The sequence below is a fragment of the Rathayibacter sp. Leaf185 genome (assembly GCF_001423885.1).
In the GTDB taxonomy this organism is placed as follows: domain Bacteria; phylum Actinomycetota; class Actinomycetes; order Actinomycetales; family Microbacteriaceae; genus Rathayibacter.
Genome location: NZ_LMPP01000001.1, coordinates 245250 through 267279, shown reverse-complemented (window position 1 = coordinate 267279; position 22030 = coordinate 245250). Strand labels below are relative to the sequence as shown.

The window sequence follows — 22030 nt, the reverse complement described above, 5'->3', positions numbered from 1 at the left end:
TTGCGTGCTGCGCAAAGTTACACCTGGTGCGACGGCTCGCCCAGGGGCTCCGGCGAGCCTGAACGGGATCTCAGGCGCCGCGGAGAGAGGTCAGACCGGGGAGGGCACCGCCTCGTCGGCCCAGCCGGCCTCGCGGAGCGCGGCACGTGCCTCCGCTCGCGCCGAGTAGGGGGTGCGGACCCCCTGGATGTCGCGGTAGTTCTGATGCCCCGGGCCCGCCCAGAGGATGGAGTCGCCCTCCTCGGCGAGCGAGACGGCGACGCGGATCGCGCGTTTGGGATCGTCGACCTCGTGGATCTCGCCGTCCGGCCGGGCGGCCCGTGCCGCCTCCACGAGAGTGCGCCGGATCGAGGAGGGCTCCTCGAAGCGCGGGTGGTGGTCGGTGATCACCAGGATGTCGCTGCCGGCCACCGCTGCCTCGGCCATCGCGGGCCGCTTGAGCGCGTCGCGGTCGCCGTCGGCGCCGAAGACCATGATCACGCGGCCCGGGGTGACCTCGCGCACCGCCTCGAGCGTGCGCTGGAACGCGTCGGCGCTGTGCCCGAAGTCGACGTAGACGGTCGGGCCGCGATCGCCCGAGACGCGCTCGGTGCGCCCGGGGAGCGAGACGTCGATGCCGCCGTCGCGGTGCAGCGCCGCGCGGATCTCGCCGATCGGGCGGCCCGCCTCGATCAGCATGACCACCGCGAGTGCCGCATTGGCGGCCATGTGCGCGCCGATGATCGGCACCGACGTGGTGATCGCCCGCGACTCGCGGTTCTGCAGGCGGAAGTGCGTACGGCCGAACTCCTGCTCGAGGATCGTGACGGCCCAGTCGGCGTCGACCCCCTCGTGGGAGGTGATCGTGACGAGGGGGATGCCCGCGGTCGCGACCAGCCGTGCGCCGGCCGGCGAGTCGAGCGAGACGACGGCCCGGCGCGCGCGATCGGGCTGGAACAGCTGCGCCTTCTCGGCGAAGTAGGTGTCCATGTCGCCGTAGTCGTCGAGGTGGTCGTGGCTGAGGTTGGTGAAGCCGGCGACGTCGAAGACCACTCCGTCGACGCGGTGGCGGGTGAGCGCCTGGGCGCTGACCTCGATCGCGGCCGCTCCGACACCCTCCTCGTGCATGCGTGCGATCAGCGCGTGCAGCTCGCTCGCCTCGGGGGTGGTGAGCCCGCTCGTGACGGAGGTGTCGCCGATGTGCCGCTCGGCCGTGGAGCTCAGGCCGGGGACCACGCCGAGCTGGCGCAGGATCCCCTCGATCATGTGCACGGTCGAGGTCTTGCCGTTGGTGCCGGTCACGGCGAAGAGCAGCGGTGCGCGCTCGGACGTGCCGTAGACGGCGGCGGCGACCGCTCCGAGGCGGGCTCGGGGGTCGTCGACGACGAGGACGGGAAGACCCGTCGCACGGGCGGCCGTCTCCCCCGCGGAATCGGTCAGCACGGCGGACGCACCGTGCTCCCGGGCTTCCGCCACGAAGTCGGCTCCGTGGCGGTGGACGCCGGCCAGGGCGACGAAGAGGTCGCCCGGCTCGACGTCCGAGGCGGTGAGCGTGACTCCGCTGATCGCTGCGGCGTCGGGGGAGCCGCCGGGGATGTCGAGGAGGCTCGTCAGGGCGGCGAGGGGGACCGCCGGCGCGTGTCGAGGTCGGAGCATGGGGTCCTTTCGGTCGGGACCGGGGGTTCGCGGATCCGAGGGGGCGGTGCCGCGCGATCGCCGAGGCTGACACACAAGCTAGGGGAGCCGCTTATGTGAATCCTTAGAGGATATTGGAGCGCCCCGTGAAGGGGCAGTCCTGGACACGAGGGGCGGGGAGTGCTGCGAAGGGCCGCGCGTAGGCTCGGAGCATGACCCCGAGCGAGAACGACTCCGACCGCTCCCGTCCCGTCCGGCGCCGGGCGCTCGTCATCGGAGGCGTCGCCGCGGCCGCGGGTGCCACCGCGTTCGGCGTCGGCGCTGTGATCGGGAGCGGACGCGGCGCCGAGCCGAGCGCCGGGCCGACGGGCCCTGCCACGACGCCCGCCGAGACGCCGACCGCGTCTGCGAGTGCGACGGCGACCCCGAGTGAGGCGACCACTCCGACCCCCACCCCCACTCCGGGTATCGACCTGGCCGCGAACCCGGTCGACGACCCCGCGAGCGTCTGGGTGGTCGTCAACAAGCTGCGGACCCTCTCGCCGGTCGACTACGTGCCCGCCGATCTCGTCTACCCCGACGTCTCCTACGTCAACCGCCAGCCGATGCGGCAGGCGACGGCCGACGCGCTCGTCTCCCTCTTCTCGGCTGCGTCGACGGAGGCGGGGCTCTCCCTCGCTGTGCAGAGCGCGTACCGCTCGTACGACACCCAGGTCAGCGTCTACGCGGGCTGGGTGTCGACACGCGGCCAGGCCGGGGCGGATGCGACCAGCGCCCGCCCGGGCCACAGCGAGCACCAGACGGGCTGGGCCGTCGACGTCGTCGGCGCCTCGGGGGCGTGCGCGCTCGAGATCTGCTGGGGCGACACAGCGGAGGGGCAGTGGGTCGGAGCGAACGCGCACCGGTTCGGCTTCCTCGTCCGGTACAAGCCCGACGCCACGCCGATCACCGGCTACGAGTCGGAGCCGTACCACCTGCGCTACGTCGGCACCGAGCTCGCGCAGTACCTCCACGACCAGGGGATCGAGACCCTCGAGCGTCTGTTCGGACTTCCGGATGCGCCCGATTACGCCGCAGGCACCACGGGCTGACCGCCGGGCGATCAGATCCGGGCGCTCTCGGGCGTGACACCCGCCGGTTGTTACCGTACTGTTACTCGGAGTGTTTTCGGAGGCCCGTCGAACGGTCCTCCGATGCCCGCCTGCTGACATGGCCGCTTCCCCCCGCTCCTGCGCGCGTTCCCCCCGCCGCGCGCCCGATACGTGAGATACCTCTGTGCCCCCTCGCTCCACCGGCTCCACCCCTGATTCACCCTCCGAGAAGTCCCCGCTCCCCGAGACCGCCGCTCCCCTGACCCGCCGGGAGGCGCGCGAGCGCGAGGGCCGCCTGCGATCCGCAGAGGTCCGGCCGGCTGCGGAGACGGCGCCCACCGCGTCCCGCCCGCCGCACGCCGTGGGCGAGACCGTGTTCGCCTCGCGTCGCGACCGCCGCGCCGCCGAGGGCCACCAGGTCCGGCCCGCGCCGGCTCCGCGCGGCTCCTCCTTCTTCCGTCCGTCGCGCCGGCACCTGATGCTGGCGATGTCGGGCGGGCTCGTGGTCGTCGCGGTCGCCACCGGGGCGAGCCTGACGATCGGTGCCTCGGGATCGGCCGAGTCGGCCTCGGCCACCGGCACCCCGACGCCCACGACGACCCCCTCGACGGTCGCCGTGCTCCCCGCGACCACCGCCTCCGCCCGCGTCGTCCTCAGCGCGGTCTCGACCACCTCCGGCACCGTCGCCGGAGGCACGAGCGTCACGCTCTCGGGATCGAACCTCGACGCCGTCGCCACCGTGCGCTTCGGCGACGCCGAGGGAGCGGTCGCCGTCGAGAACGCCGATCAGATCACCGTGACCGCGCCGCCCGCCTCCGGCGAGGCCGAGGGGGTCGTACCGGTCGCGTTCTTCGACGCCGACGGTGAGCCGATCACCTTCGATGCGGTGACCGACGCGGCAGCGGCCGTGACCGTCGACGGCACACCGGCCGAGACGGTGCAGTCGGCTGTCGACTCCGCGGGAGCCGACAGCGACACGACCGGAACATCGGCCACGAGCGGCACCGCGAGCGCCGCCACCGCCGAGCCCGCCGCCGACCTCGAGGCGCCCGCCGCCACTGCCTCGCCCAGCCCCACGGCCACCGGCGTCCTCGCGACGACGAAGGTCGTCGCCTCCGCGATCACCTTCGCCTACACACCCGATCCGGCCATCGAGGCCGCGAAGGCGGCCGCCGCGCTCGAGGCGAGCCGCCTGGCCTCGCAGCTCGACTACCTCGAGACCTACTGGTCCGACTACAACTCCGCGCAGTACGGCGTGATCTCGGGCAACGACTGCGTCAACTTCGCCTCGCAGTCGCTCATCGCGCGCGGCTGGGCGATGGACTCGGAGTGGAACTACTCCTCGACCGGCGGCTACAGCTCGGCCTGGGCCTCCTCGACCGCCTTCAACTCCTACCTCGCCCAGCACCCGGAGCGGGCGACCGCGCTCTCGAACGCGCAGCGCGACCAGGTGGAGGTCGGAGACATCGTGCAGTTCGACTGGGACGGCTCGGGCGACTGGGACCACACCGGCATCGTCACGAGGGTCGACGGCGACACGATCCTCTACTCGTCGCACACGGTCGACAACTTCGATCAGAGCATCGACTCGGCCTCGGCCTCGCGCATCATGTTCTGGAGCGTCTGAGGCCCCCTGGCACGACGAGAAGAGGCCGCCATCGCGTGCGCGATGACGGCCTCCGGCTCCGTGGAGCGGGTCAGTTCTTGAAGACGTCCTTGACGTCCTCGCCGACCTTCTTCGTCTGGGCCTTGGTCTGGTCCGCGTGGCCCTCGGCCTCGAGGCGCTCGTTGTCGGTGATCTTGCCGACCGCCTCCTTCGCCTTTCCGACCAGGTTCTCTGCGGCGTTGCGGATCTTGTCGTCTGCACCCATGAGGGGCTCCTTCCGTTCGGTGTGATGATCCTCCGGCGGGAGTGCCGGGGGAGTCTCGGGCGGGCACCCTCGGGTACCCGCGGTCCTAGGCGACGCGGTCCTCTTTCGAGAACCCGGCGCGGGCGCTCGAGGCGACCTCGAGCACGACGGCGAGCCGGGCGCCCAGCAGGCGGTCGAGCTCGAGGACCTCCTGGTGCACGGCGTCCACGACGGTGCGCGGCGAGACGCCGGCCCGGGGGAGCACGCGGACCTTCAGCGCCGACGAGGAGCCGTGCCGATAGGCGGACACGGTCACGTCGAGCAGGTCGGTGCGACCCGCGAGCGCGTTCTCGAGGACGTCCTCGGCGAAGCCCGTGGCGATCTCGACCTCGCCGGCGGGGCCCTCGCCCCTCCCCGCGTCGGTCAGCACTGTTCCGGTGCGACCACGACCGTGCGCCACCGCCAGTGCGATGCAGATCACGATGGCGAGGAGGCAGACGCCCACGATCGCGTAGAGCGGCCAGAGCACGGCGGAGTCGCTCCAGAGCGTGCCGTCCTCAGGGGAGATTCGAGAGACAAGGGCTGCGCCCTGGTCGGAGGCGAACGACGTCACGGCGTCCTTCGCCGCGGGGGAGACCGCGATCAGGACGAGGCCCGCCGCGACGGCGGCCAGCACGAGGCCGACGAGGAAGAGGACGAGGCGGTTGACGAAGCGATTGCTCGTGGTCATCAGATCCTCCCTGATTCGGCGACGCGGACGGACGCGCGGGTGCTGGGCTGCGGGGCGATGCGGGCGATCTCGTCGTCGACGGCGGTCTGCACGGCCGCCTTGTCGACGGCGATCCCGGAGGCCGGGGTGATCTCGATCACCGCGGTGCGGCGGCCGAGCGAGGCGCTGGTGTCCTCACGGCGCGAGCGGGCGACCGTGCGGGCCGAGCGGGCGAGCGCCGAGGCGATCACACCGTCGTCGACCACGACGGCCAGCCGGTCGTCCTCGACGGTGTGACGTGCCCGGTGCCCCGGCCCGAGCGCGAGCACGAGCAGGATCAGCGCGAGGACGGCGACTCCGACGGCGATGCCGATCAGGGCGGCCGGCGCGAGGTCGCCGACTCCGACGATCGCGGCGAGCAGTGCGGAGGGGGCGATCAGCAGCGGGCCCGCGCCGAAGACGGCGAGGACGGCCTCGGTGCCGACGTACGCGGCGACCAGGGCGATCAGCACGAGCACGACGATCTGCGCGGCCGACCGGGACCGGTGGGTCTCGCGCCGGAGGAACCGGCTGTAGCGCGCGTCGGGAGCGGCGTCGCGGGGCGACGGTGCGGGACTCATGCGACTCTCCTCGTGCTGCGGGTGCGGGTGCCGGTGACCCGGATGTCGACGCGGCTGACGCTGCGGCCGGTGAGGGCCTGCATCCGGGCGGCGATGCGGGTGCGATCACGGTGCAGGCGATCCAGGACGGTGCCGGCCGTCGCTGCATCGGCGAGGACCACCGGAGTGGAGACGGACAGGGCGAGCCCTCCGTCGTCGTCCGACAGGCGGACGCGGATCGCCGACACATCGACGCCCAGCTCTTCGTGGACGATCGCCAGCGCGGTCCGCTCGATCGAGCGGACGCTCAGCGTGACGGTGCCGGCCACGGGTGACGCCGCCGAGCGGAGCGCGGGGCGAGAGTCGAGAGCGGTGGTCATCGGTGCTCCTAGCGGGAGGTGGTGCGCCCGCGGAACACGTCCACGAGGCTGCGCACGTCGAGCGAGCCGTCGAGCATGCGGGCGATCACGACGCCGAGGACCATGAAGACGGCCGTGAGGACGAAGCCCCAGAAGCCGAACAGCAGGGCCGCGAAGGCGAGGATCGCACCGACCACGACACCGAGAACGGTGCTGCGGTTCGCCGGGGCGGGGGCCGGGGTGCGGGTGTCGGTCATCGGACGCGGCTCTCGGCGTCGGCGTCGGACTTGTCGTCACCGGGGATGTGCACGTCGACGATGGCGACGTTGATCTCGGCGACGCTCATGCCGACCAGGTCGGTGATGGCCTCGGCGACCGAGTCGCGGACGGCGTCGGCGACCGACTGCATCGAGACGGGGTACTCGACGACCAGGGTGACGTCGACCGCGACCTGGGTCTCGCCGACCTCGACGCGGACGCCCTGGGCCAGGTCGTTGCCGCCGACGGCGGAGCGGATCGCACCGAAGGCGCGCGCGGCGTTGTTGCCGAGGGCGAAGACTCCGGGGACCTCGCGGGCCGCGATGCCGGCGACCTTGGCGATGACGGCGTCGTCGATGACCGTCTTGCCCTGGGCGACGCCCGAGGCGGTGCTGTTGCCGAGGCTCGTGACGGTCTCGACCGACGCCTTGTCGACGCGGGGGGTGGTGGCGGGGGTGCGGGTGGTGTCGCTCATGGTGACTCCTGTACGTCGTGACGGCCGCTCGGCCGGGTGCGGAAGCCCCGGTGGATTCACCGTCGGGCTGTGCTTTCATGAGTGAGACGGAGCCCGGTCGGTGTTCGTCACGGTACGGATCGGTGTTTTTTCCTGACCGTTGCCTGATAGTCGAGTCTCGAGAGGGGTGCGCGGTGCACGGACTGGAGTCGGCGAGCGACGCTCTCCTCGCCGAGCGGTCGGCCGAGGGTGATGTGCGCGCCTTCGAGGTGCTCGTGAAGCGGCACCAGTCGATCCTGCGCGCGTACGCCTGGCGGCTGACCGGCTCGCAGGCGGACGCCTCCGACGCGGTGCAGAACGCCCTGATCACGGTGTGGGCGCAGCTCCCGCAGCTCAAGGAGCCCGCGAGCGTCCGGAGCTGGATGATGCGGATCGTCAGCCGGTCCAGCGTCGATCTGCTGCGGCAGCGCCGGCCCACCGACGACGTCGACGCCGTCGAGCACCCGCCCGCCCGCGAGCCCGGGCCGTTCGAGTCGGCCGAGCAGAGCGACGCGATGAAGGCGCTCGCGCACGCGCTCTCGGAGCTCCCCGAATCGCAGCGGCAGTGCTGGCTGCTCCGCGAGGTCGGCGGGGAGTCCTACGGTGAGATCGCCGAGCATCTCGGGATCACGGCGACCGCGGTGCGCGGGAAGCTCGCCCGGGCGAGGGAATCCCTGGTCGTGGCGATGGAGGACTGGCGATGAAGGAGCAGGCGCGATGAACGCGGACGAGACGCCGGTCGTCCCCGGGGACGACGACGGGCCCGAGACGGTCGTGATCGCCGCACCGGTGCCGGAGGATCGCGGCATCGACGAGCTGAGCGACTACCTCGACCGCGGGCGGATCCCCTACGACCCCGTCATCGAGGAGTCGCCGGAGCACCGGCGCACCCTGCGCGCACTCGAGCGCGTCCGTGCTCTGTCGACGGCCCTCATCGACGACGACGCGGAGCGGCTGCCCGCCCCGGACGACAGCTGGTTCGGCTCGATCCTGACCCAGGTCCGCCGCGAGGCCCGCGCCGGACGCGACATCCCGCTCGCCAGCGTAGAACCCGACGTGTCGCTGACCATCACCGAGGGCGCCGTCCGCGGCCTCGTGCGCGAGGCGGGCGACAGCGTGCCCGGCGTGCTGGTCGGCCGCTGCCGCCTGGTCGGCGACATCGACGAGCCGGGGGTCGAGGTCGTGGTCGAGGTGACGATCTCGGTCTTCTGGGGCGTTCCGATCGCGGAGGCGGCCCAGCAGGTCCGCGAGCGCATCCACTCCCGGCTGCTCACCCAGACCGAGCTGCGCGTCTCGACGATCGATGTGCGCGTCGAGGACGTCTACCTGCCCGGGACGGAGGAGTCGTGACCGGGCTCACCGCGCGCATGCCGAGCGCCTCCGCTGCCGTCGCCGCCCTGGTGCGCCCCGTCGCGGGCGTCGCGATGCTCGTCCCCGCGCGAGCCGAGGTGCGCGATGTGATCGCCCACGCCGCGACGGTGCTGGCGCCCTCCTCGGCGCCCCTCGCCTCGGGCCCGCTCGGCACGGCGACGGGCGGCACGTTCGCCGAGCCGGTCCTGATCCGGATCAGCGGCGACGAGGTGGCGGTCGCGGTCGACGTGTGCGTGGCCGCGGAGGCGTCGGCTCCGGACGTCGCCCGCGCGGTCGGCGCGGTCGTCCGCGAGTGGTGCCTCGCCGAGCACCCGCAGCGGCGGGCGCGGATCACCGTGCGGATCGCGGCGGTCGACTAGGGCACCGCACCGGTGACTCCCGTGCCTCGAGACTCCGTGACGATCGGAACCACCATCGAGGCGCCTGTCGAGCGCGTCTGGCGGTTCCTGACCGCCGATCGCGGCGCATGGTGGCCGGAGATGCGCTTCGACCCGGTCGTCGGCTCGCTCCTCGTCGAGACGTGGAGCGTAGAGGAGCGGTCGGCGAGCGCGACAGGGTTCGTCACGGAGTGCGAGGGGCCGCGCCTCCTCGCGTTCAGCTGGAGCGATCCGGATGCGCAGTTCCCGCTGGATGTGGTGATCCGACTCGTCGGAGACGGCCCGACGACCGCGGTGACGGTCGACGAGACCGGCTTCCTCCGCGGTCGGACCCCACCGACCTCGCCCGCTGAGCACGAAGACGGCTGGCGCTACCACCTGGCGCGGTGGAAGCGGGTCAGCGAGGGAGGAGCGGTAGGGCTCCGGAGCGTGAGCCTTCTGCTGGTGCCCGCCGCCGCGGAGCCCCGCCGGCGTCAGTGCTCCGCGAGGAACGCCTCGGTCTCGGCCGCCGTCGGGGCGGACACCGCCGCACCCGGCCGGCTGACGGAGATCGCGGCGGCGGCCGTCGCCCAGCGCACCAGCGGCACGAGCGCCTCCGGGTCGCCGAGATCGGCGCCGGTGGTGGCCAGGCGGGCCGCGAAGGCGCCGCAGAAGGTGTCGCCGGCGCCGGTCGTGTCGACCACCTCGACCCGGAACGCCGGGGCGAGGACCGGCTCGCGGTCGCGGACGGCGATGACGACGCCGTCGGAGCCGAGCGTCACCAGGACCAGAGGGACGAGCGCGGTGAGGGCCGCCGCGAGCGCGGTGTCGTCCGCCGCCTCGATTCCGCGGTCGGCCGCGAGTTCGCGAGCCTCGTGCTCGTTGACGATGAGCACGTCGAGCGCCGCGAGCAGCTCGTCGGGCAGCGGGCCGATCGGGGCCGCGTTCAGGATGGTGCGGGTCGCCGCCGCGCGGGCCGCCTCCAGCACCGTCGCCACGGGGATCTCGAGCTGCAGCAGCAGTGCGGAGGCGTCCGCGATCAGCGACTGCTCCTCCGCGGAGAGCGCGAGAAGAGCGGCATTGGCCCCGGAGTCGACCACGATCGCGTTCTCGCCGCGGTCGTCGACGGTGATCTGCGCGGTGCCGGTGCGCTCGTCGACCCTCCGGGCGTGGAGGTCGAGCGGCTCGTCGGCGAGCACGCCCGCGAGCTCGTCGCCCGCCGCGTCACGGCCGAGGCTCGTGACGAAGACCGTGCCCGGGGCGGTGCGGGCGGCGGCGACCGCCTGGTTCAGGCCCTTGCCGCCGGGGAACGTGCGGTAGTCGAGGGCGAGCACCGTCTCTCCCGGGGCGGGGATCCGGGCGACGCGGTGCACGTGATCGAGGTTGGCGCTTCCGAGGACGACGAGGGGCATGCCCTCGACGTTAGGGCCTGTCGCCCCGGGCACGCGCAAGGGGGCTCCGCGCTGCTCCGTCCGCGCCTACGGTGGAGCCATGGACACTCGAACTCTCGGACGCACTGGTGCGCCCGTCTCCGTCGTCGGCCTCGGAACCTGGCAGCTCGGTGCCGACTGGGGGGACGTCGCCGAGAGCGACGCCCTCGCCATCCTCGATGCCGCCGTGGAGTCGGGAGTCACGCTCTTCGACACCGCCGACGTCTACGGCGACGGCCGCAGCGAGCGCACGATCGGCGCCTACCGCGCCGCGCACCCCGATGCGGAGGTGTTCGTCGCCACCAAGATGGGCCGCCGCGTCGAGCAGATCCCCTCGAACTACGTGCTCGAGAACTTCCGCGCCTGGACCGACCGCTCGCGCGCGAACCTCGGCGTCGACACCCTCGACCTCGTGCAGCTGCACTGCCCGCCGACGTCCGTCTATTCCGACGACGCCGTCTTCGACGCGCTCGACACCCTGGTCGCCGAGGGCGCGATCGCGGACTACGGCGTCTCGGTCGAGCGCACCGAGGAGGCGCTCACCGCGATCGCCCGCCCGAACGTCGCGAGCGTGCAGATCATCCTCAACGCGTTCCGCCTGAAGCCGCTCGACGAGGTGCTTCCGGCCGCTCGCGAGGCGGGCGTGGGCATCCTCGCGCGCGTGCCGCTCGCCTCGGGGCTGCTCAGCGGCCGCTACACGACCGAGACGACGTTCGCCGCCGACGACCACCGCAACTACAACCGCGACGGCTCGGCCTTCGATGTGGGCGAGACCTTCTCGGGCGTCGACTTCGCGACCGGGGTCGAGGCGGCCCAGGAGTTCTCGCGCCTCGCCGCAGACCACGGCCTCGCCCCGGCCACCGCCGCGCTCGCCTGGATCATCCAGCAGAGCGGAGTCACCGCCGTCATCCCCGGCGCCCGCTCTGTCGAGCAGGCCCGCGCCAACGCGACCGCCTCCGACGCGGCCCCGCTCGGCCCGGCCTTCATGGAGTCCGTGAACTCCCTCTACGACACCCACTTCCGCCCCACCGTGCACCCCCGCTGGTAGCCCCCGCCAGCACCCGGCGCTGAGGTGCCCGGAAGGGCTCGTTCTCCCTCCCGAGAACGAGCCCTTCCGGGCATCTCGGTCGGGGCTGTGGAGAGTTCTGAGCACGGGAGCGGGGCAGGCGTCAGCATGAGGGCGTGACAGCTGAGCTTCCCGAGGGTGTGTTCCGGGTGTCGGAGGGATACGCCGCCGGCGCGACGAGAGCTGCGATGCGCGCGGTCGTGGCGCCGGTGCGCGGAGTCCGCACGGTACGACCAGCGGCCACCCTCGCTGACCGGTGCTCAGCGCTCCTGTACCGGCTCGGGAGGGAGGCCTTCGTCTGCGGCCCGACGGCCGCGCTGCTCTGGGGAGCCCCACTCGAGCTCCGGTGGGAGCGACGCGGAGAGATCGACGTAGCAGTCGCGTCCCCGCTGCGCGCCCCGCACGCCATCGGCATCGCCGGACGGTCCCTCGCCCTCGATCCCTCCATCGACGTGCTGTCGTACCCGCTCGGCCGGTTGACGACGCCGGCACGCACCTGGTGCGACCTCAGCGTCGTCCTCGAGCTGCCGGACCTCGTCGCGGTCGGCGACCATCTCCTGCACCGGGGGATCTGCACCGCGGAGGCGCTCCACGACGCGGTCCAGCGCTACCGCTCACGGCGAGGCCTGCGCAGGCTCCGACAGGCGCTGGGTCATCTCGATGCTCGAGCAGAGTCGAGACCCGAGAGCCTCGTCCGCGTCGCTCTCGTCCTCGCCGGGATCCAGGGGATCGAGGCGAACGTCGAGATCTACGACGCCGCGGTGTTCCTCGGACGAGTGGACCTCTGCATCGCCCGCGCCCGGGTGATCGTCGAGTACCACGGCGACTACCACAGGGTGGAGCGCGACCGCTGGCGCCGCGACCGCGCGCGGATCGGTCTCCTCCGCGCCGCCGGCTGGTTCGTCATCGAGCTCACGGGCGACGACCTCGCCGATCTCGCCTCCGTCGTCGCCCAGGTCCAGACGGCCATCCGACGCTGAGTTGCCCGGAAGGGCTCGTTCTCCGGCGAGAGAACGAGCCCTTCCGGGCAACTCAGGGCGTCGCCCTACGAGCCGAGGGCTCCGTCGACGATGGTGCGCGCCTCGGCCTGCACCTCGTGCAGGTGGTCGAGGCCGCGGAAGCTCTCGGCGTAGATCTTGTAGACGTCCTCGGTGCCCGAGGGGCGCGCGGCGAACCACGCGTTCTCGGTGACGACCTTGACGCCTCCGACGCCTGCGCCGTTGCCCGGAGCCTTCGAGAGCTTCGCGGTGATCTCCTCGCCCGCCAGGGTGGTCGCGGGGATCGCGTCGCCGTCGAGCTTCCCGAGTGCGGCCTTCTGCGCCTTGCTGGCCACGGCGTCGACGCGCTCGTAGACCGGGTCGCCGAACTTCTCGGTGAGCTCGCGGTAGAGCGCCGACGGGCTCTTGCCCGTCACGGCCACGATCTCGGAGGCGAGCAGCGCCAGCAGGATGCCGTCCTTGTCGGTGGTCCACACGGTGCCGTCGAAGCGCAGGAACGAGGCGCCCGCCGACTCCTCGCCGCCGAAGCCCACCGAGCCGTCGACCAGGCCGGGTACGAACCACTTGAAGCCGACCGGCACCTCCCAGAGGCGGCGCCCGAGCGATTCGGCGACGCGGTCGATGATCGACGACGACACGAGCGTCTTGCCGATCGCCGCGTCCTCGCGCCAGCCGGAGCGGTTGCGGTACAGGTAGTCGATCGCGACGGCGAGGTAGTGGTTGGGGTTCATCAGTCCGCCATCGGGCGTGACGATGCCGTGGCGGTCGGCGTCGGCGTCGTTGCCGGTCAGGATGTCGTACTCGCCCGCGCGGGCGACGACCGAGGCCATCGCGCTCGGCGACGACGGGTCCATCCGGATCTTGCCGTCCCAGTCGAGCGTCATGAAGCCCCAGGCGGGGTCGACGGCGCCGTTGACGACGGTCAGGTCGAGCTCGTACATCTCGGCGATGAGCTGCCAGTAGTGCACGGAGGCGCCGCCCAGCGGGTCCGCTCCGATGCGCACTCCGGCCTTCTTGATCGCGCCCACGTCGATGATGTTCTTCAGGTCCGCCACGTAGTGGGTGCGGTAGTCGTAGGTCTCGACGGCGGTCGGCTCGGCCGACTTCACGTCGCGGTTGCCGTCGGCGATCAGCTCGTTGGCGCGGTTCGCGATCCAGGTCGTGGCGTCGGAGTCGGCGGGCCCGCCGTGCGGCGGGTTGTACTTGAAGCCGCCGTCGCGGGGCGGGTTGTGCGACGGCGTCACGACGATGCCGTCGGCGCGGTCGGTGTGCGTCGGGTCGTTGTTGTACCGGAGGATCGCGTGGCTGAGCGCCGGCGTCGGCACGAAGTCGTCGAACTCGTCGACGAGCACGCGCACCTGGTTGGCGACGAGCACCTCGAGCGCGGTCGTCAGCGCGGGGCGCGAGAGGCCGTGGGTGTCGGCTCCGATGAAGAGCGGCCCGGTGATGCCCTCGTTCGTCCGGTACTCCACGATCGCCTGGGTGACCGCGGCGATGTGGTCCTCGTTGAACGCGGTGTCGAACGAGGATCCGCGGTGCCCGGAGGTCCCGAAGACCACCTTCTGCAGCGGGTCGGACACGTCCGGCTTGTTGTCGTAGTAGGCCCTCACGAGGGCTTCGACGTCGATGAGATCGGAGGCCTGTGCCGGCTTCCCTGCGCGATCGGTCATGGGGTCCATAGTGGCAGCCCCGGCCGTTCCGGCGGTACCGCCCTGGCTAGGCTGTCCGCCATGCCCGACAGCTCCCCGCCCTCCCGCACGTACAGCTATCTCGGGCCCTCCGGCACCTTCACGGAGGCGGCGCTGGCGCAGGTCCCGGAGGCGCGCGGTCACGAGTGGCGCAGCGTCTCGAACGTGGGGGAGGCGCTGGGCGATCTGGTCTCGGGTCGCAGCGCCGGCGCGGTCATCGCGATCGAGAACTCGGTCGAGGGAGGCGTCACCGCCGCGCAGGACGCGCTCGCGAAGATCCCGGGGCTGCGGATCGTCGGCGAGTACCTCGTCCCGGTCTCGTTCATCCTCGTCGGCAGGCCCGGCACACGACTCGAGGACGTGCGCGTCGTCGCCGCGCACCCCGTCGCCTACGGACAGTGCCGCCTCTGGCTCGACCGCGAGATCCCGAGCCACGAGTACCTCCCGGCCTCGAGCAATGTGCAGGCCACGATCGACCTGCTCGGCGGAGCGCCCGCGCAGGCCGCGATCGCGCCTCCGGGGATCGTCGCCCACCACGACGTCGAGGTGCTGGCCGAGAGGATCGGCGACAACCCGCACGCGGTCACCCGCTTCGTGCACGTCTCGCGCTCGACCGCCATGCCCGAGCCGACCGGCGCCGACAAGACCAGCCTCATCGTCGAGCTGCCCTCCGACGAGCCCGGCTCGCTCCTGGACATGCTCGAGCAGTTCGCGACCCGCGGGGTGAACCTCAGCATGATCCAGTCGCGGCCGATCGGAGACGCTCTCGGGCGCTACCGGTTCGTGATCGATCTCGACGGCCACGCCCACGACGAGCGGGTCGCGGACGCGCTGCTGGGGCTGCGCCGCTTCAGCCCGCGGGTGATCTTCCTCGGCTCGTATCCCCGTGCGGATCGCCGTCAGGTCTCGTACGTGCGACGCTACGACGACGAGGTGTTCATCGAGGCCCGCGACTGGCTGCGCGGGATCCTGAGCAACGAGCCGGAGGTCGATGATGACGGAGCGCGACGGTAGCGACCGGAAGACGGTGGATCCGCGGTACGACGCCGCGTTCCAGCGCGGTTTCGCGGGCGGTGTCGACCGGGTGCGCGGCGACGAGCGGGCGTTCGCCCGGCCGGGAACGGGTCCGGGTCGGGCATCGCCGACCGTCGTGGGCCTCCCGCAGATCGCCGCGGTCGCGGACACCCGCCGATCCCGACGCGTCGCGGCTCCCGCACCCGAGACGATCCGGCCCGTCGCGCTCCCGTCGGGCCCCGAGACGCCGTGGGAGGCGCCCGTCGCAGAGGAGCCGCGACCAGCTCCTGCGCCGCGCGAGACCCCCTTCCTCCGCAACCCGTGGCTCCTGGGGCTGCTGCTCGCCGGGCTCGTCGGCAGCGCCCTCGGGCTGCTCGTGCTGTACACGGGCTACTCGTCGCCGCCCGCCTCGTATTACGGCGACTCCGACACCCCGTCGCCCGCGTGGATCCAGCGGCAGATCCTCTACTACGCCTCGATCCCGCTCCTGGGCAGCCTGCCGTTCTCGCTGCTGCTGGCGATCGCGGTCGGGGCGCTCCAGTGGAAGGGCCGAGAGGCGCGGGCCCCGGAGGATCAGACTCCGGAGGCCCCGAACAGCAGCCCGAGCAGATAGGTCACCAGGGCCGCTCCGTAGCCGATCCCGAGCTGGCGCATCGCCCGTGCGAAGGGCGGCGCTCCCGAGAGCAGTCCGACGATGGCGCCGGTCGCGAGGAGCGCGATGCCCACCAGCACCGAGGCGAGGATCACGGCCGCGAGCCCCGACATCCCGAGCAGATAGGGCAGCACGGGGATGATCGCGCCGGAGGCGAAGAAGCAGAAGCTCGAGAGCGCGGCGCCCATGCCGGTGCCGATCGACTCGTGCTCGTCGATCGACGGGTCGGCCCTGGGGCCGCCGATGGTGATCGGCGAGGTGGGCGCGAGGCCGCCGCGGAGCCCCGAGAAGACGGAGGTGGCCCGCGCGTCCGCCTCCTCCTGCGTCATCCCGCGGGCCCGGTAGACCAGGGCGAGCTCGTTCGCGTCGACGTCGAGGTCAGGGACGACGCGGTTGGTGTCGAGATCCGGGTGCGAGGCCGACAGCAGTTCGCGCTGCGAGCGCACCGAGACGAACTCGCCCGCTCCCATCGAGAGGGCACCCGCGAGCAGGCCCGCGATACCGGTGAAGAGCACGACGCTCGTCGCGACTCCGCTCGCTCCGACGCCGAGCACCAGCGCGAGATTCGAGACGAGTCCGTCGTTGGCGCCGAAGACCGCGGCTCGGAAGGTGCCCGAGAGCCGGCTGCGGCCGCGCTCGGCGAGCCCGCGGACCACCTCGCCGTGGATCCGCTCGTCGGCCGCCATCGCCTCGGTCGCGTCGTCGTCGTCGGCGTAGGGCGAGCGGGCCTCGGCGCGCTGGATCAGCGCCAGCACGAAGACCGAGCCGAAGCGCCGGGTGAGGAACCCGAGCAGGCGCGTGCGCCCGTCCGGCCGGGGCGACGGCTCGGCGGCCGGGCCGAGGAGCTCTCGCCAGTGCTCCTCGTGCCGGCCCTCGGCGGCGGCGAGGGAGAGGAGGATCTCGCGCTCCTCACCGGTGCGGCGCTCCGCGAGATCGCGGTAGGTCGCGGCCTCGGCGAGCTCGTCGGCGAGGTAGCGCCGCCAGCGCCGGATCTGGGTGGGGGTGGGGTCCTGTGCGGTGCTCGCCATGGGATCTCCTGGAGTAGTGCCCCGCCGACCCGCGCGAGAGGACCGGTCAGGACGGACGTCGACTGACCGAAGGTCTCGTTCGCCCGCATCCTCCAGGATCCGGGTGGCGCGCCGGGCCCGGATCGTCCCGGACCAGCATGTCGACGCGCACTCATCGTCCGCGCAGCGGACGGTGGGAACTACTCCCCTTCGCGGCCTCCACCGTAGCCGAGTTCGGGCCCGAGCGCCTCGGCGCGGCACGGACCTCGGCGCGGCACAGACCTCGCGCGGCATAGTGTCGGGACGACCATCGAAGGGGAGGCCGCCGATGACCGCAGGCAGCGCGGAGTCGCGCAGACGCATCGGCGAGCTCGAGGAGCGTGCTCGAGAGGCGCTGCCCTGGTTCGTCGCCGACTACTACGGGGCCGTCGCCGGCGGACACCTCGAGCGCGACGCCGACCTCGCGGCGTGGGACGCGATCCGCTTCCGCCCGGCGGCTCTGCGCGGAGCGCTCGAGGCGTCGACGGCGACCACGGTCCTCGGGACGAGCGTCGCGACTCCGCTGCTCATCGCCCCGATGGCGCAGCAGGTGGCCGCCGACCCGCGCGGCGAGATCGCGATGGCCGAGGCGGCGGCGCGCGCCGGCACGCTGATCGGCGTCTCGACGAACACGGCCGTGCCGTTCGAGCGCATCGCCGCCGAGGGGGCGCCGTGGTGGTTCCAGGTGTACCTGCTGGCCGACGCCGACGTGACGCAGGCGCTCGTCGAGCGCGCCGCCTCCGCCGGTGCCCGCGCCCTGATGCTGACCGTCGAGATGCCCCTGCTGCGCGGTGAGCGCCCCGGGATCGAGCCGCTCAGCTGGCCCGACATCCCCGGCCGCGCGCGGCTCGGGAACCTGACCGATGCCGAGCGCGAACGGGTGCTCGGGGGGCCCATCCCGAACCCGGGGCTGGACGACATCGGACGGCTCGCCGACGTCTCGGGGCTGCCGGTGCTGGTCAAGGGCGTGCTCCGCGGCCAGGACGCGCGGCGCGCGGTCGACGCCGGCGCCTCCGGAGTGGTCGTGTCGACGCACGGCGGCCGGCGGATGGACGGCTCGGTGACCGCGGTCGGCGCGCTCGCCGAGGTCGTCGACGCGGTCGGTGGCGACGTCGAGGTCTACGTGGACAGCGGGGTGCGCTCGGGCCGGCACCTGCTCGCCGCCCTCGCGCTCGGGGCTCGCGCCGCCTTCGTCGGACGCCCGCTGCTGTGGGCGCTCGCCGCGGGGGGATCCGACGAGGTCGCTGCGCTGCTCGCGCTGCTCGGCGACGAGTTCCGGCTCATGCTGACGCAGTCCGGAGTCGCGTCGCTCGGCGACCTCGAGGGCCTCGCCGTCGCGCCGTGACTCAGCCGGCGACCCGCACCAGCAGCGAGCCGGGATCGACCCGGATCCGGACCGCGGAGGCGAGACCGAAGCCGTCGCCGTCGAGCTGGATCTCCTGCGGCTCGTCCATCCGGATCCGGATGTCCTCGCCGCGGAGGTAGGTGACCTGTCGCGCGTCCTTGCCCAGATCGATCAGCTTGCGGCCCGCCGCGGAGCGGCGCAGCACGCCGTTCTCCCAGGTCAGGGTGTTCCAGACCTTCAGCCAGCCGAACGGCCCGCGCGGGCGGAGGGCGACGATGTCGAGCACCCCGTCGTCGGGGGAGGCCTCGGGGATGAGCAGGATCCCGCCGGGCAGGACTCCGCAGTTGCCGACCATGACCGAGTGCGCCGAGACGGTGCGGGAGGGCGATCCGTCGAGCGAGTAGCGCATCCGGACCGGCTCGAGCTCGGCGAGCGCCCGCATCCCGCCGTCGACGTAGGCGAGCCAGCCGACGGCCTTCTTGAGCTTGGTGCTGGTCTTGGCGATCATCTTCGCGTCGATCCCCAGGCCCGCCATCACGACGAAGGCGTGCTCGTTGCGCGCTCCGTCGGGACGCTCCAGCTCGACCACTCCGGTGTCGATCCGGTGGCCGCGCCCGGCGAAGGCGATCCGCACCGCCTCCTCGAAGCCCAGCGGCAGGCCGAGGTTGCGCACGAGCAGGTTGCCGGTGCCGAAGGGGACCACCGCGAGCGCCGTGTCCGAACCGCGCAGCCCCTCCGCCACCGCGCGGACGGTGCCGTCGCCGCCGACGGCGAGCACGACCTCGACTCCCGTGGCGGCCGCCGCTCGCGCCTGCGTGCCGCCCGGCTCCGAGGGTGTCGTCTCGAACCAGACCGTCGGCTCCCAGCCGTGCGCCTGCTCCGCCGCGCTCACGAGCTGACGGAGGCGGGTCTGGTCGCCCTTGGTGGGATTGGCGACGACAGCCGCTCGTCGTGCTCCGGTCGGGGTCATGCCGGTCACGCTAGCGGGGGGCGCCTGGGGCGCGGCCGGGCTCCGGCCCGGGCTAGACCCGGGCGGCGACGCGGCGGGGCCGGGAGGCGCGTCGGCGCTGGCGCTCGTGCTCGGCGTCGAGGAGTGCGCGCGTCGCGGGGACGGCCAGGAGCTCGACGAGGGTCTCCGTCTCCTCGGCGGCGCGCTCGATGCGGCGCGCAGCGTCGGTGCGGAGCAGCCGCTTGGCCGCGGCGGCGACGTGAGCCGGGCGCGCGGCGAGTGCGGCGACCCGCTCGCGCACGCGATCCGCGAGCTCGGCGCGGGGGACGACCTCGGTGACGAGCTGCCACTCGAGCGCCTCACTCGCGCGGACGGGGCGTCCCGAGAGCACGAAGTCGAGCGATCGCTTCTGTCCGATCGCTCGGGGGAGGGAGTCGGTGACTCCGCAGTCGGGGACGAGGCCGACGTCGCCGTAGGCGCTGAGGAACATCGCGGCCGGAGTCGCGACCACGATGTCGGCCGCGAGCGCGAAGGCGATGCCGGCCCCCGCCGTCATCCCGTCGATCGCGCAGACGACGACCTTTCCGGACGTCTCGAGGAGGTGGAACGCCTCCGCCGCCGTCGTGGCGAGCTCGCGGAGGTACTCGTCGGGGCGGACGGCGCTCATGATCGCCGACACGTCGCCGCCGGTGCAGAACGCCCGGCCGGTGGACTCGACGAGGATGACCGAGCAGGCCGGGTCCGAGTCGAGCTCGAGGACCGCGCGCAGCAGCAGATGCGCCGTGCAGAGGTCGAGGGCGTTCAGGGCGTCGGGCCGGTCGAGCAGGATGCGGCCCACCGGGCCGTCGCGCTCGACGCGGACGGTGGGACCCTGGCCGGTCGGGGTGTTCGGGTTCGTCATGGGTTCGGAGGCGCCTTCTTCGGGTGGGGCGGGGGACATGTGCGTGTTCGTCGCCGTCGTCCGAACGGATCGGAGTGCACGGCCGATGATCAGGTGCCCCGGGCCGACCCACAGGCGCGTCTACACTGCTGGGGTGATTGATCCCGTACTTCTGCGCGAGAACCCGGACGTCCTGAAGCGCTCGCAGGAGGCGCGCGGCGACTCCGTCGAGCTCGTCGACGAGGCGCTCGAGGCCGATCGCGTGCGCCGGTCGAGCATCACCGAGGCGGAGCGGCTGCGCGCCGAGCAGAACGCCTTCGGCAAGACCGTGGCGAAGGCTCCGAAGGACGAGAAGGCGGCACTCGTCGCCGAGGCACAGCGCCTCGCGGCGGCGGCCAAGGCGGCCCAGACGGAGGCGGCCGAGGCCGACGAGCGCTTCACCTCGCTCGTCAAGCGCCTCGCGAACCCGATCATCGAGGGCGTCCCGGCCGGCGGCGAGGAGTCGTTCGACCTGCTGCGGACCGTCGGCGAGCGCCCTGTGTTCGACTTCGCCCCGCGCGACCACCTCGAGATCGGCGAGCTGCTCGACGGCATCGACATGCAACGCGGCGCCAAGGTCAGCGGCGCGCGCTTCTACTTCCTCAAGGGCCTGGTCGCCCGCCTCGAGATCGCCCTGATGAACCTCGGCCTCGAGCGCGCGCTCGAGGCGGGCTTCACCCCGATGATCACGCCGACGCTCGTGCGCCCCGAGATCATGGACGGCACCGGGTTCCTCGGCGAGCACGACGACGAGGTGTACCGCCTCCGCGACGACGACCTCTACCTCACCGGCACCAGCGAGGTGGCGCTCGCCGGCTACCACAGCGACGAGATCCTCGATCTCTCGACCGGCCCGAAGCGCTACGCCGGCTGGAGCACCTGCTACCGCCGTGAGGCCGGCTCGGGTGGCCGCGACACCCGCGGCATCATCCGCGTGCACCAGTTCTCGAAGCTCGAGATGTTCGTCTACGCCCTGCCCGAGGAGGCGGAGGCCGAGCACGATCGCCTTGTCGCCCACCAGGAGGCGATGCTGCAGAGCCTCGGCCTGCACTACCGCGTCATCGACGTCGCGGCCGGCGACCTCGGTCAGAGCGCCGCGCGCAAGTTCGACGTCGAGGCCTGGGTTCCGACGCAGGACGCCTACCGCGAGCTCACCTCGACCTCGAACTGCACCACCTTCCAGGCCCGCCGTCTCGACACCCGCTACCGCACGGAGTCGGGGAAGACGGCTCCGGTCGCCACCCTCAACGGCACCCTCGCGACCACCCGCTGGATCGTCGCGCTCCTCGAGACGCACCAGCAGGCCGACGGCTCGGTGCTGGTCCCGGAGGCGCTGCGCCCGCACCTCGGCGGCCTCGAGGTCCTCGAGCCGGTCCGCACCGCATGAGCACCGCCTCCGGTCGGCGCCTGATCGCGCTCGACATCGACGGCACCGTCATGCACGAGGACGGCACCATCACCGATGCGGTCAGCGGTGCCATCGCGGACGCTGTCGCGCGCGGCGACGAGGTCATGCTCGCCACCGGTCGCTCGCCCGCCTCGACCCTGCCGGTCGTCGCCCGACTCGGCATCGCCCCCGAGTACGTCGTCTGCTGCAACGGAGCGGTCACGCTGCGGCGCGACGCCGACGGCGAGTACGTGCCGGATGTGGTCGAGACCTTCGACCCGACCGGCGTGCTCCAGAACATCCGGCGGTTCCTGCCCGACGCGCACTACGCCGTCGAGGACGCCGAGGGCGCCTTCTTCTACACCGAGGCGTTCCCCGGAGGCGCGGTGATGGGCGTCGAGACCACGCACGTGCCCTTCGAGGAGCTGCTCGGCCGGCTCTGCACCCGCGTCGTCGTGATCTCTCCCGAGACCGGCATCGACGAGTTCTCGGAGCTCGTCGAGCAGATGGGCCTGCACCAGGTCAGCTACGCGATCGGCTGGACCGCGTGGCTCGACATCGCCCCGCACGGAGTGAACAAGTCGACCGCCCTCGAGCTCGTGCGCCAGGAGCTCGGCATCGACCGCGCCGACGTGGTCGCACTCGGCGACGGCCGCAACGACATCGAGATGCTGACCTGGGCCGCCGAGCACGGCGCCGGCCTCGCGATGGGCCAGGCTCCGGAGGAGGTCCAGGCCGTCGCCTCGGCCGTCGTGCCGACCGTGCACGAGGACGGCGTCGCAGCGGCGCTGGGCGCGCTGCGCTGACGGACGCCCCACCCGGAATCGCCTGTCGGT

General features: G+C 72.7%; 24 protein-coding genes and 1 pseudogene. 13 read left to right on the top strand and 12 right to left on the bottom strand.

The window, feature by feature from the left end:
- Window positions 1–90 precede the first annotated feature (90 nt).
- Window positions 91–1635, bottom strand: coding sequence for a Mur ligase family protein (locus ASG06_RS01395; protein WP_056037494.1), 1545 nt, complete (start codon window positions 1633–1635; stop codon window positions 91–93).
- Window positions 1636–1826: 191 nt separating this feature from the next.
- On the opposite strand from ASG06_RS01395, the gene ASG06_RS01390 reads away from it, so the two are divergent.
- Together ASG06_RS01390 and ASG06_RS01385 are read left to right on the top strand one after the other, a co-directional pair.
- On the top strand, window positions 1827–2705 hold the full coding sequence (locus ASG06_RS01390; protein WP_056037491.1) for a M15 family metallopeptidase: 879 nt from the start codon (window positions 1827–1829) through the stop codon (window positions 2703–2705).
- A gap of 184 nt (window positions 2706–2889) precedes the next feature.
- The gene (locus ASG06_RS01385; protein ID WP_156465820.1) at window positions 2890–4332 is read left to right on the top strand and encodes an amidase domain-containing protein; all 1443 of its coding nucleotides are present in this window, start codon (window positions 2890–2892) and stop codon (window positions 4330–4332) included.
- 70 nt (window positions 4333–4402) lie between these two features.
- Here the strand turns inward: ASG06_RS01385 and ASG06_RS19360 are convergent, their stop codons facing one another.
- The 6 genes from ASG06_RS19360 to ASG06_RS01360 all read right to left on the bottom strand — a co-directional run bounded on the left by ASG06_RS19360 (window position 4403) and on the right by ASG06_RS01360 (window position 6955).
- The gene (locus ASG06_RS19360) at window positions 4403–4576 is read right to left on the bottom strand and encodes a CsbD family protein (protein WP_082498856.1); all 174 of its coding nucleotides are present in this window, start codon (window positions 4574–4576) and stop codon (window positions 4403–4405) included.
- Between the two features lie 85 nt (window positions 4577–4661).
- A complete protein-coding gene (locus ASG06_RS01380) occupies window positions 4662–5285 on the bottom strand; it encodes a hypothetical protein (RefSeq protein WP_056037485.1) in 624 nt (207 codons plus the stop codon).
- On the bottom strand, window positions 5285–5884 hold the full coding sequence (locus tag ASG06_RS01375; RefSeq protein ID WP_056037482.1) for a hypothetical protein: 600 nt from the start codon (window positions 5882–5884) through the stop codon (window positions 5285–5287). The genes ASG06_RS01380 and ASG06_RS01375 overlap by 1 nt, the downstream gene beginning before the upstream one ends.
- Complete coding sequence (locus tag ASG06_RS01370; RefSeq protein ID WP_056037478.1) at window positions 5881–6243, bottom strand: hypothetical protein; 363 nt, start codon at window positions 6241–6243, stop codon at window positions 5881–5883. The genes ASG06_RS01375 and ASG06_RS01370 overlap by 4 nt, the downstream gene beginning before the upstream one ends.
- Window positions 6244–6251: 8 nt before the next feature.
- Window positions 6252–6479 carry a DUF2273 domain-containing protein gene (locus ASG06_RS01365; protein ID WP_056037474.1) on the bottom strand — a complete coding sequence of 76 codons (228 nt, stop codon included), beginning with the start codon at window positions 6477–6479 and terminating at the stop codon, window positions 6252–6254.
- Entirely contained in the window at window positions 6476–6955 is a 480-nt protein-coding gene (locus ASG06_RS01360) for an Asp23/Gls24 family envelope stress response protein (RefSeq protein WP_056037471.1), read from the bottom strand. Before ASG06_RS01360 ends, ASG06_RS01365 begins: the two co-directional genes overlap by 4 nt.
- A 173-nt stretch (window positions 6956–7128) precedes the next feature.
- Between ASG06_RS01360 and ASG06_RS01355 the strand changes: the two genes are divergently transcribed.
- The 4 genes and pseudogenes from ASG06_RS01355 to ASG06_RS20555 form a co-directional block, all read left to right on the top strand.
- Entirely contained in the window at window positions 7129–7677 is a 549-nt protein-coding gene (locus ASG06_RS01355) for an RNA polymerase sigma factor (protein WP_056037468.1), read from the top strand.
- A gap of 13 nt (window positions 7678–7690) precedes the next feature.
- Complete coding sequence (locus tag ASG06_RS01350) at window positions 7691–8323, top strand: Asp23/Gls24 family envelope stress response protein (protein WP_056037465.1); 633 nt, start codon at window positions 7691–7693, stop codon at window positions 8321–8323.
- Window positions 8320–8703: a hypothetical protein gene (locus ASG06_RS01345; RefSeq protein ID WP_056037462.1), complete on the top strand. Its 384-nt coding sequence runs from the start codon at window positions 8320–8322 to the stop codon at window positions 8701–8703. The genes ASG06_RS01350 and ASG06_RS01345 overlap by 4 nt, the downstream gene beginning before the upstream one ends.
- Before the next feature lie 12 nt (window positions 8704–8715).
- Window positions 8716–9102: pseudogene (locus ASG06_RS20555) on the top strand (SRPBCC family protein); the annotation flags it as partial.
- Window positions 9103–9194: 92 nt separating this feature from the next.
- On the opposite strand, the gene ASG06_RS01335 reads toward ASG06_RS20555, so the two are convergent.
- Complete coding sequence (locus ASG06_RS01335) at window positions 9195–10112, bottom strand: ribokinase (protein ID WP_056037456.1); 918 nt, start codon at window positions 10110–10112, stop codon at window positions 9195–9197.
- Window positions 10113–10191: 79 nt separating this feature from the next.
- Between ASG06_RS01335 and ASG06_RS01330 the strand changes: the two genes are divergently transcribed.
- The gene (locus tag ASG06_RS01330; protein WP_056037453.1) at window positions 10192–11178 is read left to right on the top strand and encodes an aldo/keto reductase; all 987 of its coding nucleotides are present in this window, start codon (window positions 10192–10194) and stop codon (window positions 11176–11178) included.
- 134 nt (window positions 11179–11312) lie between these two features.
- Window positions 11313–12176 carry a DUF559 domain-containing protein gene (locus tag ASG06_RS01325; protein WP_156465819.1) on the top strand — a complete coding sequence of 288 codons (864 nt, stop codon included), beginning with the start codon at window positions 11313–11315 and terminating at the stop codon, window positions 12174–12176.
- Window positions 12177–12241: 65 nt separating this feature from the next.
- On the opposite strand, the gene pgm is transcribed toward ASG06_RS01325, so the two are convergent.
- Window positions 12242–13864 carry a phosphoglucomutase (alpha-D-glucose-1,6-bisphosphate-dependent) gene (gene pgm / locus ASG06_RS01320; protein ID WP_056037448.1) on the bottom strand — a complete coding sequence of 541 codons (1623 nt, stop codon included), beginning with the start codon at window positions 13862–13864 and terminating at the stop codon, window positions 12242–12244.
- Between the two features lie 60 nt (window positions 13865–13924).
- On the opposite strand from pgm, the gene pheA reads away from it, so the two are divergent.
- Both pheA and ASG06_RS01310 read left to right on the top strand, forming a co-directional pair.
- Window positions 13925–14896 (top strand): prephenate dehydratase, encoded by a 972-nt coding sequence (gene pheA / locus ASG06_RS01315; protein WP_156465818.1) that lies wholly within the window; start codon window positions 13925–13927, stop codon window positions 14894–14896.
- Between the two features lie 13 nt (window positions 14897–14909).
- Window positions 14910–15509 (top strand): hypothetical protein, encoded by a 600-nt coding sequence (locus ASG06_RS01310; RefSeq protein ID WP_156465817.1) that lies wholly within the window; start codon window positions 14910–14912, stop codon window positions 15507–15509.
- Here the strand turns inward: ASG06_RS01310 and ASG06_RS01305 are convergent.
- Window positions 15470–16576: a VIT1/CCC1 transporter family protein gene (locus tag ASG06_RS01305; protein ID WP_056037442.1), complete on the bottom strand. Its 1107-nt coding sequence runs from the start codon at window positions 16574–16576 to the stop codon at window positions 15470–15472. The genes ASG06_RS01310 and ASG06_RS01305 overlap by 40 nt on opposite strands.
- A gap of 307 nt (window positions 16577–16883) precedes the next feature.
- Between ASG06_RS01305 and ASG06_RS01300 the strand changes: the two genes are divergently transcribed.
- Window positions 16884–17939, top strand: coding sequence for an alpha-hydroxy-acid oxidizing protein (locus ASG06_RS01300; protein WP_056037439.1), 1056 nt, complete (start codon window positions 16884–16886; stop codon window positions 17937–17939).
- Between the two features lies 1 nt (window position 17940).
- Here the strand turns inward: ASG06_RS01300 and ASG06_RS01295 are convergent, their stop codons facing one another.
- Both ASG06_RS01295 and ASG06_RS01290 read right to left on the bottom strand, forming a co-directional pair.
- Window positions 17941–18909, bottom strand: coding sequence for a diacylglycerol/lipid kinase family protein (locus tag ASG06_RS01295; protein WP_056040327.1), 969 nt, complete (start codon window positions 18907–18909; stop codon window positions 17941–17943).
- A gap of 52 nt (window positions 18910–18961) precedes the next feature.
- Window positions 18962–19789 carry an enoyl-CoA hydratase/isomerase family protein gene (locus tag ASG06_RS01290; protein WP_056037436.1) on the bottom strand — a complete coding sequence of 276 codons (828 nt, stop codon included), beginning with the start codon at window positions 19787–19789 and terminating at the stop codon, window positions 18962–18964.
- A gap of 133 nt (window positions 19790–19922) precedes the next feature.
- Between ASG06_RS01290 and serS the strand changes: the two genes are divergently transcribed.
- Entirely contained in the window at window positions 19923–21194 is a 1272-nt protein-coding gene (gene serS / locus ASG06_RS01285) for a serine--tRNA ligase (RefSeq protein WP_056037433.1), read from the top strand.
- Window positions 21191–22000: an HAD family hydrolase gene (locus ASG06_RS01280; RefSeq protein ID WP_056037431.1), complete on the top strand. Its 810-nt coding sequence runs from the start codon at window positions 21191–21193 to the stop codon at window positions 21998–22000. Before serS ends, ASG06_RS01280 begins: the two co-directional genes overlap by 4 nt.
- The last annotated feature ends 30 nt before the right edge of the window (window positions 22001–22030 follow it).

Excerpts from the sequence above, each read along its gene's own strand:
- pgm (WP_056037448.1), bottom strand. The coding sequence starts at position 13,864 with ATGACCGATCGCGCAGGGAAGCCGGCACAGGCCTCCGATCTCATCGAC.
- ASG06_RS01390 (WP_056037491.1), top strand. The coding sequence starts at position 1,827 with ATGACCCCGAGCGAGAACGACTCCGACCGCTCCCGTCCCGTCCGGCGC.
- ASG06_RS01370 (WP_056037478.1), bottom strand. The coding sequence starts at position 6,243 with ATGACCACCGCTCTCGACTCTCGCCCCGCGCTCCGCTCGGCGGCGTCA.
- ASG06_RS01330 (WP_056037453.1), top strand. The coding sequence starts at position 10,192 with ATGGACACTCGAACTCTCGGACGCACTGGTGCGCCCGTCTCCGTCGTC.
- ASG06_RS01335 (WP_056037456.1), bottom strand. The coding sequence starts at position 10,112 with ATGCCCCTCGTCGTCCTCGGAAGCGCCAACCTCGATCACGTGCACCGC.
- ASG06_RS19360 (WP_082498856.1), bottom strand. The coding sequence starts at position 4,576 with ATGGGTGCAGACGACAAGATCCGCAACGCCGCAGAGAACCTGGTCGGA.
- ASG06_RS01360 (WP_056037471.1), bottom strand. The coding sequence starts at position 6,955 with ATGAGCGACACCACCCGCACCCCCGCCACCACCCCCCGCGTCGACAAG.
- ASG06_RS01365 (WP_056037474.1), bottom strand. The coding sequence starts at position 6,479 with ATGACCGACACCCGCACCCCGGCCCCCGCCCCGGCGAACCGCAGCACC.
- pheA (WP_156465818.1), top strand. The coding sequence starts at position 13,925 with ATGCCCGACAGCTCCCCGCCCTCCCGCACGTACAGCTATCTCGGGCCC.
- ASG06_RS01290 (WP_056037436.1), bottom strand. The coding sequence starts at position 19,789 with ATGACGAACCCGAACACCCCGACCGGCCAGGGTCCCACCGTCCGCGTC.
- ASG06_RS01395 (WP_056037494.1), bottom strand. The coding sequence starts at position 1,635 with ATGCTCCGACCTCGACACGCGCCGGCGGTCCCCCTCGCCGCCCTGACG.
- ASG06_RS01300 (WP_056037439.1), top strand. The coding sequence starts at position 16,884 with ATGACCGCAGGCAGCGCGGAGTCGCGCAGACGCATCGGCGAGCTCGAG.
- ASG06_RS01305 (WP_056037442.1), bottom strand. The coding sequence starts at position 16,576 with ATGGCGAGCACCGCACAGGACCCCACCCCCACCCAGATCCGGCGCTGG.
- ASG06_RS01280 (WP_056037431.1), top strand. The coding sequence starts at position 21,191 with ATGAGCACCGCCTCCGGTCGGCGCCTGATCGCGCTCGACATCGACGGC.
- ASG06_RS01375 (WP_056037482.1), bottom strand. The coding sequence starts at position 5,884 with ATGAGTCCCGCACCGTCGCCCCGCGACGCCGCTCCCGACGCGCGCTAC.
- ASG06_RS01295 (WP_056040327.1), bottom strand. The coding sequence starts at position 18,909 with ATGACCCCGACCGGAGCACGACGAGCGGCTGTCGTCGCCAATCCCACC.
- ASG06_RS01350 (WP_056037465.1), top strand. The coding sequence starts at position 7,691 with ATGAACGCGGACGAGACGCCGGTCGTCCCCGGGGACGACGACGGGCCC.
- ASG06_RS01380 (WP_056037485.1), bottom strand. The coding sequence starts at position 5,285 with ATGACCACGAGCAATCGCTTCGTCAACCGCCTCGTCCTCTTCCTCGTC.